The 18,627-nt window shown below is 30.0% G+C and carries 15 protein-coding genes; 8 read left to right on the top strand and 7 right to left on the bottom strand.

From position 1 onward, the window contains the following. Positions 1-33 precede the first annotated feature (33 nt). From BTO07_RS09255 to BTO07_RS09265, 3 genes are all read left to right on the top strand, one after another. On the top strand, positions 34-1,248 hold the full coding sequence (locus tag BTO07_RS09255) for a type IX secretion system plug protein (protein WP_087520954.1): 1,215 nt from the start codon (positions 34-36) through the stop codon (positions 1,246-1,248). 75 nt (positions 1,249-1,323) lie between these two features. Continuing rightward, entirely contained in the window at positions 1,324-1,710 is a 387-nt protein-coding gene (apaG, locus tag BTO07_RS09260) for a Co2+/Mg2+ efflux protein ApaG (protein WP_087520955.1), read from the top strand. 128 nt (positions 1,711-1,838) lie between these two features. Beyond that, entirely contained in the window at positions 1,839-2,828 is a 990-nt protein-coding gene (locus tag BTO07_RS09265; RefSeq protein WP_157663315.1) for a DUF3667 domain-containing protein, read from the top strand. Here BTO07_RS09265 and BTO07_RS09270 read toward each other — a convergent pair. Then, positions 2,794-3,510, bottom strand: coding sequence for an NRDE family protein (locus tag BTO07_RS09270; protein ID WP_087520957.1), 717 nt, complete (start codon positions 3,508-3,510; stop codon positions 2,794-2,796). The genes BTO07_RS09265 and BTO07_RS09270 overlap by 35 nt on opposite strands. A 154-nt stretch (positions 3,511-3,664) precedes the next feature. Between BTO07_RS09270 and pruA the strand changes: the two genes are divergently transcribed. Then, entirely contained in the window at positions 3,665-5,290 is a 1,626-nt protein-coding gene (pruA, locus tag BTO07_RS09275; RefSeq protein ID WP_087520958.1) for an L-glutamate gamma-semialdehyde dehydrogenase, read from the top strand. 68 nt (positions 5,291-5,358) lie between these two features. On the opposite strand, the gene BTO07_RS09280 is transcribed toward pruA, so the two are convergent. Further along, on the bottom strand, positions 5,359-8,658 hold the full coding sequence (locus BTO07_RS09280) for a reprolysin-like metallopeptidase (protein WP_087520959.1): 3,300 nt from the start codon (positions 8,656-8,658) through the stop codon (positions 5,359-5,361). A gap of 71 nt (positions 8,659-8,729) precedes the next feature. Between BTO07_RS09280 and lipB the strand changes: the two genes are divergently transcribed. Further along, the gene (lipB, locus tag BTO07_RS09285) at positions 8,730-9,434 is read left to right on the top strand and encodes a lipoyl(octanoyl) transferase LipB (protein WP_087520960.1); all 705 of its coding nucleotides are present in this window, start codon (positions 8,730-8,732) and stop codon (positions 9,432-9,434) included. Between the two features lie 147 nt (positions 9,435-9,581). On the opposite strand, the gene BTO07_RS09290 is transcribed toward lipB, so the two are convergent. After that, positions 9,582-10,634, bottom strand: a complete 1,053-nt coding sequence (locus tag BTO07_RS09290; RefSeq protein ID WP_087520961.1) for a nucleoid-associated protein — start codon at positions 10,632-10,634, stop codon at positions 9,582-9,584. A gap of 244 nt (positions 10,635-10,878) precedes the next feature. Next, positions 10,879-11,478 carry a ribonuclease HII gene (locus tag BTO07_RS09295; RefSeq protein ID WP_087520962.1) on the bottom strand — a complete coding sequence of 200 codons (600 nt, stop codon included), beginning with the start codon at positions 11,476-11,478 and terminating at the stop codon, positions 10,879-10,881. 181 nt (positions 11,479-11,659) lie between these two features. Here BTO07_RS09295 and BTO07_RS09300 point away from each other — a divergent pair, with 181 nt between their 5' ends. Both BTO07_RS09300 and BTO07_RS09305 read left to right on the top strand, forming a co-directional pair. Further along, entirely contained in the window at positions 11,660-13,633 is a 1,974-nt protein-coding gene (locus BTO07_RS09300) for a putative porin (RefSeq protein ID WP_087520963.1), read from the top strand. 333 nt (positions 13,634-13,966) lie between these two features. Further along, on the top strand, positions 13,967-14,221 hold the full coding sequence (locus BTO07_RS09305; RefSeq protein ID WP_087520964.1) for a hypothetical protein: 255 nt from the start codon (positions 13,967-13,969) through the stop codon (positions 14,219-14,221). On the opposite strand, the gene BTO07_RS09310 is transcribed toward BTO07_RS09305, so the two are convergent. Next, positions 14,172-14,624: a GNAT family N-acetyltransferase gene (locus tag BTO07_RS09310; RefSeq protein ID WP_087520965.1), complete on the bottom strand. Its 453-nt coding sequence runs from the start codon at positions 14,622-14,624 to the stop codon at positions 14,172-14,174. The two genes, BTO07_RS09305 and BTO07_RS09310, sit on opposite strands and share 50 nt — an antisense overlap. 3 nt (positions 14,625-14,627) lie before the next feature. Then, complete coding sequence (gene nhaC / locus BTO07_RS09315; protein WP_087520966.1) at positions 14,628-16,097, bottom strand: Na+/H+ antiporter NhaC; 1,470 nt, start codon at positions 16,095-16,097, stop codon at positions 14,628-14,630. Between the two features lie 78 nt (positions 16,098-16,175). Here nhaC and BTO07_RS09320 point away from each other — a divergent pair, with 78 nt between their 5' ends. Then, positions 16,176-17,198, top strand: coding sequence for a metal-dependent hydrolase (locus tag BTO07_RS09320; RefSeq protein ID WP_087520967.1), 1,023 nt, complete (start codon positions 16,176-16,178; stop codon positions 17,196-17,198). A 159-nt stretch (positions 17,199-17,357) separates the two neighbouring features. Here BTO07_RS09320 and BTO07_RS09325 read toward each other — a convergent pair whose 3' ends face one another. Further along, the gene (locus tag BTO07_RS09325) at positions 17,358-18,557 is read right to left on the bottom strand and encodes an aminotransferase class I/II-fold pyridoxal phosphate-dependent enzyme (protein ID WP_087520968.1); all 1,200 of its coding nucleotides are present in this window, start codon (positions 18,555-18,557) and stop codon (positions 17,358-17,360) included. Positions 18,558-18,627 lie beyond the last annotated feature (70 nt).

Consider the following 18,627-nt stretch of genomic DNA (forward strand, 5'->3'; position numbering starts at 1 on the left):
TCACTACTTTTGAATTAGATTTTTATCAAAAATATGCATCAAAAAATAACAATCATTTTATTACTTATAGTTAACACTGTAATTTCGCAAAACATAAAATCTGTTCAACTAAGACCTTTTCAAGAAAACAACTTTTCTTCAATTGTTCCTTTAGGTACAGTTTTAGAATTGTCTTTTGATGATTTAGACGCAGATAGTAAAGAGTATCAATATAAAGTTGAACACATGACGCACGATTGGCAATCTAGTAGATTATCTTCAAGTCAATATATAGATGGGTTTGACCAAAACACCATCTTGAATGTTACCAATTCATTTAATACATTTCAAAACTATACACATTATTCAATTCAAATTCCGAATGTAAATACCGTAATTACTAAAAGCGGAAATTATCTTTTATCTGTTTTAAATTATGATGACGAAGTTGTCTTAACAAGACGTTTTGTTTTGTATGAAAGCGCTACAACAGTTGGCGTAACAGTTGCAAGAAGTAGAAATACTAAAACACTAAACACACAACAAACTGTTCAGTTTTCTATAAATCACCCAAATATTACAATTAACAATCCTGGTCAAGAAATAAATGTGGTTGTTTTAAAAAATAAGAATTGGAATGAAAAAATAACCGATTTACAACCTACCTTTTTCAAACAAAATCAATTACTATATACGTATACAAATAAGACCAATTTTTGGGGAGGAAATGAATACTTAAACTTTGACAGTAAGTTTGTAAGAAATACTAGTTTAAACATTGTCAGAGTTGTAAAAAAGGATATTTTTCATCATTTCTTATATCCTTTTACCTATAATAAATATAGAGAATATAGCTACAACCCAGATATTAATGGCCAATTTGTAATTAGAACATTAGAAGCTAATGATTCTAATACAGAAGCAGATTATGCCATGATGCATTTTTCGCTTTTAGCAGACGAACCTTTTACAGGTAAAGAAGTTTATGTTTATGGTGCTTTTAATGATTTTAATATTTCTGATGACAACAAAATGCAATATGAAGCAAAAGAAAAATCCTACACAGGAAACATCCTTTTAAAACAAGGTTTTTACAATTATACGTTTGCAACTTTAAATTCTGATGGTAACTTAAACACCAATGATATTAATGGTTCTTTTTATGAAACCGAAAACGAATACACAGTAATTGTTTACTACAAACCTTTTGGTAGTTTTTATGAACGTGTAATTGGTATTGGTACAGGATATTTCAATCAAAATAAATAAAAACATTTATTATTCTTTAAAATGATGTAGAAAATCATTTGTGGTTTTTAATCAAAAAAACTACATTTACTAACAATGATAAATCAGATCACAAAAGGAATAAAAATTTCTGTTGAAACGAAATATAATGGTACAAGTTATAGAAACTATAAAATGTATCATATTTTTGGATATGCAATTACCATAGAAAACAGATCTTCAGAAACCGTAAAACTTACCGATCGATTTTGGACAATATTTGATTCACTTAACAACACAGAAGTTGTTAGTGGAGAAGGTGTTGTAGGACAAACACCAACTTTAAAACCAAATGATACATATACGTATAGTTCTGGTTGCTTTTTAGAATCTAACATAGGTGCTATGAAAGGTTTTTATACGATGATAAATATGGAAACTTTTGAACAATTTAAAGTTATTATACCAACTTTTCAACTAACAAACCAAACGATATTAAACTAAGTAAGTCTAAAAACAAACTCGCTAAAATTAAAGACCCTGCATGTTTAAATTGTGGGCATCCTTTTAGTGGGCAAGAAAAATTTTGTCCAGATTGTGGACAAGAAAATAAAGGGAATAAAATTACTTTTGTGAGCTTTATTCATGAACTTTTTAATGGCTTGTTTAATTTTGATGCAAAATTTTGGAAAACAATAATTCCACTTTTAATAAAACCAGGAGAAGTTTCTAAAAACTACATTGCTGGAAAAAGACAACGCTACACAAATCCATTTCGTTTTTACTTAACGGTTTCTATTATTTTCTTTTTGATTCTTGGGCTTAGCAAAAATTTAGATAAGTTTAAGGAGTTAAAAAATGGAAGTAGAAAACAAGAATCAAGTCTACTTACAATTAATAATAATATTAAGAATAAAAAAGACATTAATATAGACTCTTTAAAAAATGTTGTAAATAAAGAATTAAAAGATTCTTGGCTTCTAATAGATTCTTTAAAAAGAAAAGAAATTGTAGAAAAAGTTGCTGAAGAAGCAAAAGATTCAACTAAATCTTCTAGTGCAAATAATATTAATTTAGATGGCCTAAAAGTAGGTAAGTTTGTTAATTATCAAAAAAAACACCCAAAAGTAAAAATTGATGATGCTTTAGATAGCTTAAAAGAAAAGAAAACTTTTTTTAATCGTTTCCTGTACAATAGAGCAAAGGCTATCAATTCTTTTATAGATAAAAAAGAAAGTCAAGAACAATTTGTAAATCAATTACTTTCTTACGGATCAATAGCTTTATTTGTATTTCTCCCTTTATTTACCTTGTTTTTAAAACTCTTTTATATTAGAAGAAAATACACTTATGTAGATCATTTAATTTTTGTTTTTCATACACAGACAGTATTTTTTATGCTGCTATCCATCTACTTTTTATTAGATATTTTTGGATTAAAACCTCAAATCTGGATTTTCACCATATTATTTTTACTCTATCTATTTATTGCAATGAGGCAATTTTACAAACAAGGATATTTTAAAACCTTTATAAAGTTTTCGTTTTTAAACATCTTTTATTTTATTATTTCGTCAATTGGTATTTCTATTCTTTTATTAATATCTTTTGCTTTGTTTTAGAATTATTTACAAAATCTAAATAATTCATTTTAACTTTTGAAGCTATTTTTATTATGGATGTAATACTCACTGTTTCTACAAAAGGTCGTTTCATTTTAATAGAAAAATCAGGAGTTCCTAATGTATCATTTTCATGAAACTGCACAATTTTATCTTGTTGATAACCTATGTTCTCTTTTAGAAAATCTGCAAACCATTCTTTTCTCAATTGTTTCATTTGTTGAGTATATAAAGTAGATGAAGACCAAATTTTAGGTTCTTGTTTTAGTTTCGTAAAATGTTTTGTTATTCCATCCCAAACCAATTCATAAGTTTCTAATTGTTGTTTCCAATCAACCAAAACTAATGTAAAAGGCTCAATTTCTGTAAAATCAAAATTATTAATATAAGAAACACTATCATCCGCAGATAAAATATTTTTAACAATAATTCCTCTACTCATTTTATAAGAACTCTTTCTTTTATGAATTTCAAATCCACCATTTAGAAGGCAAACCAATCGTTTTTTATCACTCAAACCAACCCAAGTTCCTCCTGCTAATTCGTCTTTTGGATATTTTAACAGCACTCCATTTTCTAAATATTCTTGTGGATGAATTGTGTTTCTTAACGGAGTTTCATCTCTATTAGAAGTTAAAATAAAATTATTATTTCCTAAAGGAAGATAGGTTACTGTACACATATATATTTGTTGTTATTTATCATAAACTTTACATTTTGATGCTATTACTGAATTTACCATAACAAAAGACATCAAAAATCCTCTAAATTTATTGAAACAAAAATTGTAACTTTGAAACTCAAAATTAGTCGATAAATTTTAAAAAACATACAATATGGCAAGAGGATTTTTTAATGTTCCAAAAGCAGTAAATGAACCTGTTAAGGGATATGCTCCTGGTTCTCCAGAAAGAGCAGAATTATTAGCAACCTACAAAGAGATGTTTAATAGCAACACCGATGTGCCAATGCACATAAATGGTGAAGAAGTTAGAACAGGTAATACAAAAAACATTACTCCTCCTCATGATCATAAACATGTTGTTGGGCAATACCATACTGCAAATAAATCGCATGTAGATACTGCAATTTCTACAGCTTTAGCAGCTAGGGAAGCTTGGTCTAGTGTTTCTTGGATGGAACGTGCTGCTATTTTCTTAAAAGCAGCTGAATTATTAGCAGGTCCTTATAGAGCAAGAATGAATGCTGCAACTATGATTGCACAATCTAAAAATGTATATCAGGCAGAAATTGATGCTGCTTGTGAAATGATTGATTTCTTCCGTTTTAACGTAGAATATATGACTGATATTTTTAAAGATCAGCCAACATCTTCAGCAGGAGTTTGGAACAGAGTTGAGTACAGACCATTAGAAGGGTTTGTATATGCAATTTCTCCTTTTAACTTTACTTCTATTGCAGCCAACTTACCTGCATCAGCAGCTTTAATGGGTAATGTTGTTGTTTGGAAACCTTCTGATCATCAAGCGTATTCTGCACAAGTAATTGTAGATTTATTTAAAGAAGCTGGTTTACCAGATGGTGTTATTAATGTTGTTTACGGAGACCCTGTTATGATTTCTGATACTGTATTAGCTTCTCCAGATTTTTCTGGATTACATTTTACAGGTTCTACACATGTTTTTAAAGAATTATGGAAACAAATAGGAAACAATATTCATACCTATAAAACATATCCAAGAATTGTTGGAGAAACTGGTGGAAAAGATTTTATCTGGGTACACAATTCATCAAATCCTTTACAAGTTGCAACTGCAATGACAAGAGGAGCTTTTGAATACCAAGGTCAAAAATGTTCTGCCGCTTCACGTTCTTACATTCCTGCATCACTTTGGCCAGAAGTTAAGAAACATTTAATTGCACAAACAAGTGAGTTAAAAATGGGGTCTCCAGAAGATACTTCTAACTTTGTAAATGCAGTTATTCATGAAGGTTCTTTTGATAAAATTGCAAGTTACATCGATGCAGCAAAAGCAGATAAAGAAGCAGAAATAATTATTGGTGGTAATCATGACAAATCTGTTGGATACTTTATTGAGCCAACTGTTATTGTTAGTACTTCTCCAAAATACGCAACAATGTGTACAGAGTTATTTGGACCTGTAATGACAGTTTATGTATATGAAGATGCTGAGTGGGAAGCTTCATTAAAATTAGTTGATGAAACTTCTGAATATGCTTTAACAGGAGCTATCTTTTCTAGAGATAGATATATTGTTGAGCAAGCTTCTAAAGCTTTAGAAAACGCAGCAGGAAACTTCTATATTAATGATAAACCTTCAGGAGCAGTTGTTGGTCAACAACCATTTGGAGGAGCAAGAGCTTCTGGAACAAATGATAAAGCTGGTTCTGCACAAAATTTATTACGTTGGACTTCTGTTAGATTGATAAAAGAAACATTGGTATCACCAGTAGATTATAAATATCCTTTCTTAGGATAATAGTAAAGTTCGTTTTACAAAAAAAGCCTCATCAAATTTGATGAGGCTTTTTATCTTTTATACAACTCTTACTTTATAATAAGCTTTCTTGTTGTTTGTTTGTTTCCATTAATAACTCTCAACAAATACAATCCTGCAGAAGCTTTCTCAAAAGACATTCTTTTAGAAAAATTAGTAATTGTATTATAATATTTTTTTTCATCTATCAATCTTCCTCTAATATCAAATAACTGAACTGAAACTTCATCAGTATTTATAACCTTTAAATTTAAAGTAAATTCTCCTTTTGTTGGATTTGGGAACAGATTAAACCCTTCAAAAACAACATCATCAATAGACGCTGTAGTATCAACAATTACTGTATAATCTTCTGTTTCACCATATTCGCTTAAATGATCAGAATCACAAGGACCATCACCATAACTACTTGAATCATCATATTCAATAACAACCCTCATTATTGTACTACCGAAAACCGCATCATCAGGAACTGTTATATCAGACGTTAAAGTACCTTTATTTGTTGTATTGACGTCACCATCCGCATCTACCTTTGTACCCAAATCATATCTTTCAGTTGCCTTATCAAATACATAATCTTGATTCCAATCTATAAAAACAAAACAATGATCTTGATATCCTCCCGTGTCTAATGTCACAGATATTTGATGAGAGTCTCCTCTTTTAATATTTGTTTCAACAGAAGCAAAATTTTCATATCCATCAACAGTATCGTTTCCAGAATTATTATTAATGGTATTAAAAGTTACATTGGTAATATGCTCTGTTCCTCCTACTTCATCAGTAAAAGTAGAAGCACAATAGAAAGAAGAGATTGTTTTAAAATTAAAAATTTCTGAAAAAACACCATCTCCACATGTATTTTTAGGTTTTACCTTCCAATAATAAGTTGTATTCTGAGAAGAATTTGAGAAATAATATGAATTTGTAGTTGTATTTCCGCTCGAAATAATTGTTGAGAAACCACTATCTGTTGCAACCTCAACATCATAATTAGATGCATTTACATCTGCGCCCCACTTTAACACAACAGCTCTCTCTACAGCTAATTCATTATTGACAGGAGAAGTCAGTATTAATGCCGAAAAGTTAGAATCAGTAACATTTAACTGTACATTCACACTTTTAGTAACGCTCGTAGAACTTGCTTCTACATTGATTGAATACGCTTGACTAGTTATTCCATTTAAATTAGAAATTTTCATAGTAATACTACTATCTCCAGAAAGAGTTGTTGGACTAAAAGTTACCATAGATCCTGATGGTTGCCCTGTACTTGATAATGAAACTGTTTCAGAAAAATCATCTGCAAAATTTACACTTAAAATATAACTTGCCTCCTGACTCTCTGTATTACACGCAGACGCTACATCTGTTGTACTTGTCAATAAAAGATCCTTAAAAATGGTAAAATTTGTTGAATTCACATTGTAAAAAATATTATCTGCTGCTTCTACTAAAACTCTCGCTGAAGATGTTATGTTATTAGGAATAACAATATTTTCTACTCCATCATTTGGTGTATTAGATTTTAATATAATTGGAAAAGTAACTCCTCCATCAATAGATAATTTAATATTTACATTTAAGCAATTTATTGGAGCTGCATCTGTAGTTCCTTTAACCCAAGTTATTGACTGAGTAGACCCAACTGACCAAAAAACCGCAGAGTTTGGAGCAGAAACAGTAAAAGCTTCAGCATTTTCTACAGAAACTTTCATATCATCTCTAGCTGTACTTCCCCCACCAGCATGATTATCTCTTACTAAAAAAGAAAAGTTTAAATCTCTTTCTACAGACGGTAAAACTTCCCAAGTGGAAGATGTATTACCAGCAAGAACAGTTGTTAAATCTGGCATATATCTGTTTGGTAAAGTCATTGAAGATAATGATCTAAACATTGGCCCTCCTGTATTTGCTGACAAAGGAGACATTGATGCAATTTCATTATCTATTTGCTCCCAATTGTATGTTAAACTAGAAGTTCCATTTGCATCTGTTGCAGTTCCTTTTAATACAAAAGGAGTCGATTTAGGAATACTATAATCTGAACCTGCATTTGCAGTTGGAGCAGAATTACTTGTATCCGTTATCACTGCACAACTGGCAGAAGTTTGAATTACACTCCACATTTCAGCAATACTTACAGCGTGAAAATAATCATCGCTCTGTCCTTGTACATTTGGTGAACAAATACCTGCATACCCCATAATGGTAGACGCACTTCCTGGTTCTACAGCTGTTATATTATTTCTATTACAATCATTATTTTGAGTGTGATTTGCACCAAATTGATGCCCCATTTCATGAGCAACATAATCTATATCATAAGCGTCTCCTATTGGATTGCTTCTTCCTGTAACACCTCTTGCTTTACTTCCTGTAATACAAACTACACCACCACCAGCTAAACCATCTCCTCCAATACTAAAAACATGTCCAATATCATAATTAGCATCTCCAATCTCACTATCACAAATAGATTGTACTTGATTAATCATTGTATTTGGATTACCATCAGTTATATTATCTGTAGCAGCATCTAAAAAAATAACTTTATCATTATCTCCTACAATTACCATTCTAACAGATAAATCTCTCTCAAAAACCCCATTAACCCTAGTCATCGTTGTATTCATTGCTGATAAAACCGCTGCTTTTTTAACTTCATCTGTAGCAGAAGATTCAATATTTTGATTTGTTAAATGAAACTGAGCATATTCACCACTACAAACCAATGCCAAACGAAATGTTCTTAATTTTCCATCAGTTGCATTTGATATTGTCTTTCCTTCTGTTATACTTTTTCTTGAAATTTCTTCTACTTGACACGTAAAATCATCTTTATTTGTTTCTAAATCACTTCTTTTGTAAGCAATTAATGTTTTGTTATCTTTTGTATAAGGATCTATATAAAGTGTTTCTTCTTTACCAGAGAACACAACAGCATGAAAACCATCTGTACCAACACTTATTTTTGCAACTGCAGTTGGATCATCTATTCCTTGAGCAGAATATGATTTTATATTTGAAAATTTTTCTGATAGCTTTGTTTCAAAATTTGAAACTTCTTTTATAGCAAAATTTGAGAACCCTCCTTTAGTATTTGGTAATCTCAATGTCTTTTTTTCATTCTTAGATTTTACTTTTAAGAATGTTTTAAAATCATTTTCTTTAAGAGATATTAGTTCAAATTTAGATGGTAAGTTTTTCTTCTTATAAATTTTACTTTCTTTAATAGCTGAATTGCTTTTGCCAATCTTTTTCAAGAAATCTTGAGCATTCATTTCTTCAAGCGAAGAAAACAAAGCTATGAAAATAAGTAATAGGGGTAATTTAGTTTTCATAAAATAGTTTTTAAAATAGCACTGTTTAATGTTCCAAATATAATGAAATAATTATCTTTGTAGTCGAAATGATGAATAGAAACATACTGTTAAAGGACTTATCTGTAAAAGATTATAAAGAAACTTGGGATTATCAAACCGAATTATTACAAGAAATTGTTGATGTTAAGATTGATAACCGAAGAAATGATAACAAAAAAGATACCAAAAATCATTTTTTATTTGTGGAGCATCCTCATGTTTACACATTAGGTAAAAGTGGTGACTTAAGTAACTTGCTGCTAAACGAAAAACAATTAGTAGAAAAAGGGGCTACTTTTTATAAAATAAATCGCGGTGGAGACATTACGTATCATGGACCTGGTCAAATTGTTGGATACCCAATTTTAGATTTAGAAAATTTCTTTACTGACATTCACAAATACTTACGCTTTTTAGAAGACGTTATTATTTTAACAATTGCAGAATATGGCTTAAAAGGTGTTAGAAGTGATGGCGAAACTGGAGTTTGGTTAGATGTTGGCACTCCATTTGCTCGTAAAATTTGTGCAATGGGAATTCGATCTTCTCGATGGGTAACGATGCATGGTTTTGCATTGAATGCAAATGTTAACTTAGGTTATTTTGATAATATTATTCCCTGCGGAATTAAAGGAAAAGCAGTTACTTCTATGGAAGCTGAACTAGGCAAAAAAGTAGATATGGAAGAAGTAAAATCTAAAATCCTGAAACATTTTAAAGAACGTTTTGAAGTTGATGAATTTATCAATTCTTAAAAAAATAAAATCCTGCTTAAGACTAACTTAAGCAGGATTTTATTTATAAGAGTAGATTCTTGTCTTTACAAAACTGACCGAAAACGAAAAATAAAGCAATTATTTTAAAGATTGCCACGTCCTTTGTCCTCACAATGACGTTTAATTTTATTTTTCTTCGTTAAAATACACTTTATAATATTTCATTTTCTTTTCCTCATCATATCCTCTTTCTAAGTATTCAGAAGCAGCTTCTGGTGCATCTACATCTAGTTTTATACTAATATTAGTATCTAACTTAATTTCTGTTTTAAGCTTATTTTTCTCTTTCTTTAAAACGACTCCAGAAACATCAAAATTATTTCTAATTAACACATCGTTTAACGTTTCGAAGTGTTTTTTATACTCGTCAAATTTTTCTTTATGCTTTTCTTCTTCAAAAACCTCTTCTTTAAAACCAGCATAATCTACAGCTTCATTTTCCTTAAAATAATCTACTGTGTTTGCTAAAAAATCTGCTTGTTCGTGCATCCCTAATTCTGGCTTAATCACTTCTTCAGAAAACTCTTTACACATTTCTAAATAGTTTTTTGTGTGAGAATTATAATCGTCTGCTAATTTTACAGCTAAGAAATCTTTAATCCAGTATTGAGCATCGTAATTGTTATTATCTACAGATAAAACAACAGTACCTTCTGTATCTGAAGTATTTAAAATTAAACACCCTTTATCTATTCTTTTTGTAGAAATTCCTTTTTGAACAACTACATCAAAACTCTCATTATCATCTAAATAAGACTGAAAAAAGTCAACTTTATTTTCTATTTTGAAAATACCAACAGCTTCTGTTAATACATCTTTATATTCTATACCTTCTATAAAAACAACTAGTACATCTCCTGTTTTTATTTGTGCTGAATTAGATTGTTCATACAAATGGTTTACAATATTCTTAGAATATTCTATAAAAGAACTTTCTTCTTTAAAAACTTCTGAAGCATAGTTGTTTAATTCATTTAAACGAACATCTGCATGATGAGAAAATCGGTAGCTTTGGGTTAAACTCCCAAAAGGTTTCATTAAAAAATTCTTCATTAAATCGTAACTTTCTTGATCGAAACGAATTAATTCTTCAGAAAAAACATTGTGTCCGCTATTAAATTTATTAGCAACTTTATGTAAGATACATTTGGTAATTTCTGCTTTGGTTTTTTTTATCATCACTTAGAATTTTGGAGCGTAAAAATAGTTGAAGTTTTTAAATAATTAAGAAATAAATCAACGAGATTTTCTAAATGTTGGCAAGTAATTTTAGCCCTGATGGAAATGGCATCCTTTTTATAGCCTTTTAAATAAGCATCATTACCAGGTAAGGAGATTGCCACAGTTTACAAAAAAGTAAACTTCTCAATGACAGCTATAAAAAGATATAATGAACAGCAGGAAATAGCTTCTAAAAAATATTTTACAACTTTAATTTAATCTGTTCTGGTAACAGTTTAAACGTTTTTCTATGGTATTTGGTAGCGCCAAATTCTCTTATTCCGTTTCTGTGTTCTTTAGTAGGATAGCCTTTGTTTTTTGCCCAATTATACATCGGAAATTCTAGATGAATCTTTGCCATATATTCATCTCTATACGTTTTTGCTAAAACGGAAGCTGCTGCAATACTCAAATATTTTGCATCGCCTTTTACAATAGCTTCGTAAGGAATGTCTTTGTAATCTTTAAACTTATTTCCATCGACAATGATGTATTCTGGTTGGGTTTTTAGCATTTCGATAGAACGATGCATCCCTGTAATTGAGGCTTGTAAGACATTAATTTCATCAACTTCTTCTTGCCAAACAAAAGAAACGCCAAAAGCAATGGCATGTTCTTCTATAAAAGGACGTAACTCATCTCGCTTTTTTTCTGATAATTGCTTTGAATCATTTAAAAAAGGATGCGTAAAATCTTTCGGTAAAATAACAGCTGCCGCCACAACAGGGCCACAAAGACAACCTCTACCAGCTTCGTCTGTACCTGCTTCTAAAGAAAAACCACTATAATTTGATGCTAACATTTTACAAAGAAAAGAAAAGTTTTTCTTTTAGATTCTTGTTACCCAATCAAGTTGAGCATAAATTTCACAGGAATGGTATTTTTATGGAAACTTTAAATTATTTTAATTAACAGTTTTCGTGATAATTATTAACGATTATTTTCGTTAAATTATTTTACATTTGCCATTGCAGAAACAATCTATGAACAAATCGTTATTTTTCTTTTCAATTCTTGTTTTATTAAGTGTAAACACAATGTTTTCGCAACTAACGGTTAAACCTGGTGGTCAAAAAAGTGGTGGCTTTAATAATTCTGATAGATCTCAGAATGATTCGATTAAAAGTACTGGGGAAATTTCGGTTACATTATCTGGAAAAACAAAATACACCGATTATAAAATTTTCTCTCATAAAAGAGACACCACTTATATTGATACTACATTAACGATACAAAAAGATTATAAATTTAATTATTTAAGAAAAGATAATTTTGAGTTATTAGGTTTCCACAATCAAGGTCAGACTTTTACTAATTTAGGATATGATTTTAGCAATCTAAAGTTATTTCCAGATATTGGTTTTACAGCAAAACAGTTTAGTTATTTTGATATTGATGAAATAAAATATTACGAAGTTCCTACACCAACCACTCAAATTACTTACAGAACAGGTTTACAACAAGGACAAGTTTTAGATGCTATTTTTACTGTAAATTTTTCAAGAAGATTAAATGTTTCCTTGTCTTATAAAGGAATTCGTTCTTTAGGCGCTTATAGAAGATCTTTAGCAAGCCATGGAAATTTTAGAGGTGCTTTTCATTATAGAACAAAAAATAATCGATACGAAATTCGTGGGCATTTAACTTCTCAAGATTTTTTTAACGAAGAAAGTGGAGGATTACCACAAGTGGAAATTGATAAGTTTCAAAGTGATGATGCAAACTACACTACAAGAGCAAGATTAGATGTTAATTTAGATGATGCTGAAAATCAATTTAACAGTAAAAGAGTTTATTTAGATCACAGTTATAAATTATTGGCTAGTAAAGATACAATCAATAAAAAAGACTTTAGTAATTTAAAAGTTGGACATGTTTTTACGACTGAAACAAAAGAATATAGTTTTATTCAAACCACTACCAGAACTGATATTTTTGGTAATGAAAATTCAGCTGACGCGAGCAACAACGTAGCCAAAACCACAATTACAAATAACGAGTTGAATTTAGATTTTAATTCTAAATATGTATTAGGTCAGTTTAAAGCTAAAATAAATTTAACTAATTATTCTCACGGTTATGATACTATCTTAAACAGCAGTAGTAATATCTCTAAATTAAAACTAGAAGGTAGCGCTATTTCAGTTGGAGCAGATTGGAATGCTAAAATTAAGAATTTTCAATTAAATGCTACAGGTAATTTTTCTCCTGGAAGCAGTAGATTGTCTGGTAATTTTCTAAAAGGTGAAGCTCTTTATAAAAAAGACAGTCTTTTTGCAGTAAAAGGAAGTTTACTAATAAGTTCTAAATCACCAAACTTTAACACTTTATTACATCAAAGTAAATATGATGATTACAATTGGCAAAATGATTTTAGCTCTGTAAATACAAGAGATTTAGGTTTTGATTTTAGTTCTAAATGGATAAATGCTTCTCTAAATTTCACCAATATAGATAACTATACTTATTTTGACGAAGACAACAAACCTCAACAATTTGCAAATCAGATTACATATTTAAAAGTAAAAGCAAGTAAAGAGATTAAATATTGGAAATTGGCTTTAGACAACACAGTAATGTACCAGAATGTTAGCAGTGGAAGCTCTGTTTTTAGAGTACCAGAATTGGTCACAAGAAACACGTTGTATTATGAAGATTATTGGTTTAAAGGAAAGCCAATGCTGGTAAATATTGGTGCTACGTTTAAGTACTTTACAAAATATAAAATGAATGCTTACAATCCGTTATTAGCAGAATTCACACTACAAGACACTCAAGAAATTGGATTTCCAACAGTAGATGTTTTCTTTAATGCACAAGTAAGAAGAACACGTTTGTATTTTAAAATTGAAAATGTAACTTCTAGCTTTACTGAAAAAAATTATTTTTCTGCTCCTAATTATCCTTATAGAGATTTTACAATTCGTTTTGGTATGGTTTGGAACTGGTTTATTTAAAAAGAAGCCCATCCTAAATCCTTCCCAAAAGGAAGGACTTTTAGCTTGTTTGAAAATATTTTTTTAAGATAATTATGATATTAATTTTTGTTTTTATACTAATAATATTAATAACCAGTATTTTAAACTTACTTCTATTATTCAAGTGGAAAAATATAGGAACATTTATATTAGTAAACATATCTATAATCATCTTATATTTATCTATAATATTTTTAAGTGAAGATGATAAATATAGTTTTAGCTTTTTCTTTAGAATTTTAACCTACTTAACTTTTCATTCATTAATAATTTTTATATTTTCCATCTTTAAATTTTTTACTCTAAGAAAAAATGAAAAATCAACTTAAAAACAACTGGAAATTATTTTTAATAGCAAGTTTAACTTTAGGACTTGCTCCTTTTAGAGAACCTCATATTTGGGGTAAAATCAAATGGATTTTAGGCGGAAATGCTTTTTCTGGAGAACACGCAATGAAAGGGCAAGATTGGTTTGATATTTTAATGCACGGAACTCCTTGGTTATTGTTATTGATTTCTATTGTTTTAAATCTTTTTTCAAAACTGGCAAAAAACGACCAAGAATAGCACTTTCTTTTTTATCAATTTCATAGAAACCTCTCGATTTATAAAAAGGAACAGCATTTGGGTCTGCTAATAAAGTCATTGAGTTTACATTTAACTTTAAAGCTTTATCAAAAGAATGTAGTAATAATTGCTTCCCAATTCCTTTGTCTATAAATTCTGGTAAAACAAACAACATTTCTAGCTCTATAGATTTCTTTTTTGGTGGATTTAAAATATAAAACCCAGTAATACGATCATCAACAAGAAATTTAAAAATAGCACAGTTAGAAATCATCGCAGAAGTAACTGTTAAGTTATTTCTCCAACTTTCTAATAACTCATTAGAATACCCCCAAAAAGATTTCGATTTTAATGCAATTTCAGTTAGTTCCTGAGCGTCAGATTCATCAACCCTAACAATCATATATTATTTTTTCACTAACTGTTTAATCTTAATGTTTAAAGCAGCAAATAATAAAGTTGTAAAAGGACTTAAATAATTAAAAACAGCATAAACGGCATAATCTGCTACAGAAACGCCTAATACTGTAGATTGATATGCTCCACAAGTATTCCAAGGAATTAAAACTGAAGTTACAGTTCCTGAATCCTCTAAAGTTCTACTTAAATTTTCTGGTGCTAAACCTTTATCCTCATATGCTTGTTTAAACATTTTACCAGGAATTACAATTGCTAAATATTGATCTGATGCAATTGCATTTAAACCTAAACAACTTACAACTGTACTCGCAAACAAACCAAATACAGAAGTTGCTACAGACAATAAACTTTTAGTGATTCTTGCCAATGCACCAATTGCATCCATAACTCCACCAAAAACCATGGCACAGATAATTAATAAGATTGTCCAGATCATTCCATTCATTCCTCCTGAAGAAAATAATTCTGATAATTTTTCATTATCAGTATGAATGTTTGTGTCTACTAAAACAGCATTAATTATTGCCTGAAATTTAGAAGTTGATAAACTGTTTAGTAAATCTCCTTGAAAAATAAATGCAAAAACTCCTGCTAAAACGACACCTGTTCCTAAAGCTACTAATGGTTTCGTTTTCATTAAAATCATAATAATAACAATCCCTGGAACTAGAAATAATAAAGGAGATATTTGAAATGTATTATCTATTGTAACTAATAAATTACTAATATCGGCACTACCTGTAGTGTCTATTGTTGTGCTTAAAACTGCAAATACAATTAAGGTTATAATAATTGTAGGTACTGTTGTTATTGTCATGTATTTAATGTGAGTAAACAAATCTGTACCTGCCATTGCTGGGGCTAAATTTGTTGTATCGGAAAGAGGAGACATTTTATCACCAAAATAAGCTCCAGAAATCACTGCTCCTGCAATCATTCCTGTAGGAATACCTAATGCGCTACCAATACCAACTAAAGCAATACCAACAGTCGCAGAAGTGGTCCAAGAACTTCCCGTTGCAACAGAAATAATTGCAGCAATTATAACAGATGCTGGTAAAAATATTTCTGGACTTAAAACTTGTAATCCATAATAAACCATGGCAGGAATAATACCGCTAACTAACCAAGTTCCTGCTAATGCTCCTACTAAAAAAAGAATCATAATTGGCACAAAAACACTTTTCCAGTTTTCCCAAACCTCAGCAATCATTGTTGTAAAAGAAACTTTATGAAATAATCCTACAGATGCAGCAACCAAACCTCCCATTAATAAAATATATTGATTTGTATAGCCTCCAAACCATTCTTGTCCTTCAACAAAAAAGATATTATAGGCTAACAACCCCATTAAAATCACAACTGGAATTAAAGATTCAAAAAGATTTAACTCTTTATTATCTATAATTTTTTGATCTTCTATTTTAATTTCTGAAAGATTTTTGTCCTTTGGCATACGTTTCTTTTTGGTATTGTAATGTTACGATTTTACAAAATGTTATGCAAATCAAAATGGTTGCTTACATTTGCCTTCATGGATTCGTTAACTCAGATTGTTCTTGGCGCTGCTTGTGGAGAAATTGCACTCGGTAAAAAGATTGGAAATAAAGCTTTATTATTTGGAGCAATTGGTGGCACAATACCAGATTTAGATGTATTTGTAGGAAAATTACTTTACAATAATGAAATACAAGCAATGGCTTTTCACAGAGGTTTTATGCATTCTATTTTATTTGCAGTTTTAGGTGCTTTTCTCTTTGGATGGATTACTTACAAGCTATATAATACTGGAGCGAGAAAAGAAACTACAACGCAACAAAACTGGATTTGGCTTTTCTTTTTATCCATTTTCACACATCCTATTTTAGATTGTTTTACACCTTATGGAACACAATTGTTTGTTCCGTTTTCTGATTACAGAGTCGCTTTTAACAACATTTCTGTTGTAGATCCCTTATATACAGTTCCTTTTTTATTGAGTTTAATCGTTATGATGTTTTTCAACCGAAAAAGAACACGAAGAACTTGGTGGTTAAAAGCAGGTATTTATATTAGCTCTACCTATATGTTATTTACCATTATTAATAAATTTTATATAGATGCTATTTTTAGAAAATCTTTTGAAAAAGCAGGTATTCCTTACAATCATTTTTCTGCTCAACCAACTATTTTAAATAATATTCTTTGGTATTCTGTTGCAGAAACAGATTCTCAATATCACTTAACTTTTTATTCTTTGTTTGATAAAAGCGCAACTGCAGATAAAATTATTACGGTTGAAAAAAATCATGATTTAATAGATATGAGTGACTACAACTTACAAACCCTAGCTTGGTTTAGTAACGGATATTACAATCTTTCTAAAAAGGATAAAATAGGCACTTATAAATATGTAGACTTAAGATACCCAATGTTAAACCCTAATGATATAAATACTTCTGTTTTCAATTTTACTATTTTCTTTCAAAATGAAGAATGGGATATTTTACCTTTTGATGGAACCTCTCCAAAAAAGGAAGATTTTGCTAAATTTACAGAACGGTTTTGGGGTATTTAATTAAACAATTCATTTCTATAAATCGTAATTACGTCTATTATAAACTTGTTTCAAAAACGAACGAAGCAATCTATTAAAAAACAGATTACTTCGCCTTTCTTTCTCGTAATAACACTTTGAGTCTTTGAACTCCTGAGTCTTTGTAACTTTATAACAAACCTACAAAACTCCAACCTCAATCATACACTCTTTCATCATCTCATAAGATCGATTTATATCATTATCTAAACCAATTGAAAAACGAATCAATCCATCTGAAAGTCCCATTTCTTTTTGTTCTTCTTCTGGTATTTCTGAGGACGTAGAAGTTCCTGGAGCAGAAAATAATGTCTTATAAAAACCTAAACTTACCGCTAAATTCCCTAAGTTTCTACGTTGCATTAACTCCATTAATTCATTCGCCTTTTCTAAAGAACCAACATTAATGGTTAACATTCCTCCAAAGCCAAAATCGTCATTCATCATCGATTTAAATAATTTGTGAGAAGGATGAGATGCTAATCCTGGATATACCGTTTTTAATCCATCAGCTTGAAATTTATCAGCTAAAAAAGCAGCATTATAACTGTGTTGTTTCATTCTAAGATGCAATGTTCGCATATTTTTTAAAATAGATGCAGCTCTTAAACTATCCATTGTAGCACCTAAAAGCATACTTGCACCATCGTTTACACTTCGTAAGTTATTTATAAACTCTTGAGTTCCACAAATAACACCACCAACTGTATCTGAAGAACCATTTATAAATTTTGTTAAACTATGAATTACAACATCTGCTCCAAATTTTATTGGAGAAATAGACAATGGTGAAAACGTATTATCTACAACCAATTTTAAATTATATTTCTTCGCTAAAGCGGATAAACCTTTTATATCTGCAACTTCTAACAAAGGATTACTGACTGCTTCACAATACAAAATTTTAGTGTTTTCTGTAATTGCAGCTTCAACAATATCTAATTTTGTGATGTCTACAAAAGTAGTTTTAATGCCTAACCTTGGTATAAAGTTTTTTAAGAAAGCATACGTTCCTCCATAAATAGTTCTACTTGACACAACGTGTTCTCCAGCACCAGCTAATTGCAATATAACAGGCGTAATTGCTCCCATTCCTGATGCTGAAACATTTGCAGTTTCAGTTCCTTCCATTGCCGCTAAAGCTTCTCCTAAATACAAATTACTTGGCGTTGTATGACGTGAATATAAATGGCATCCATCTGTATTTCCTTCAAAAGTATCTAGCATTGTTTTTGCTGATAAAAAAGTATAGGTAGATGAATCTGAAATGGATGGATTTACGCCTCCGAATTCTCCAAAATATTGTAGATCTTGAATTTTATCTGCTGGATTGAATTTCATAATTGATAGTTTTTAGAAGTACAAAACAACAACATAAAAGAAAATTAATCAATACAAATAATCTATTATA

Origin of the sequence: Polaribacter sp. SA4-12, assembly GCF_002163675.1 — a bacterium.
Taxonomy (GTDB): domain Bacteria; phylum Bacteroidota; class Bacteroidia; order Flavobacteriales; family Flavobacteriaceae; genus Polaribacter.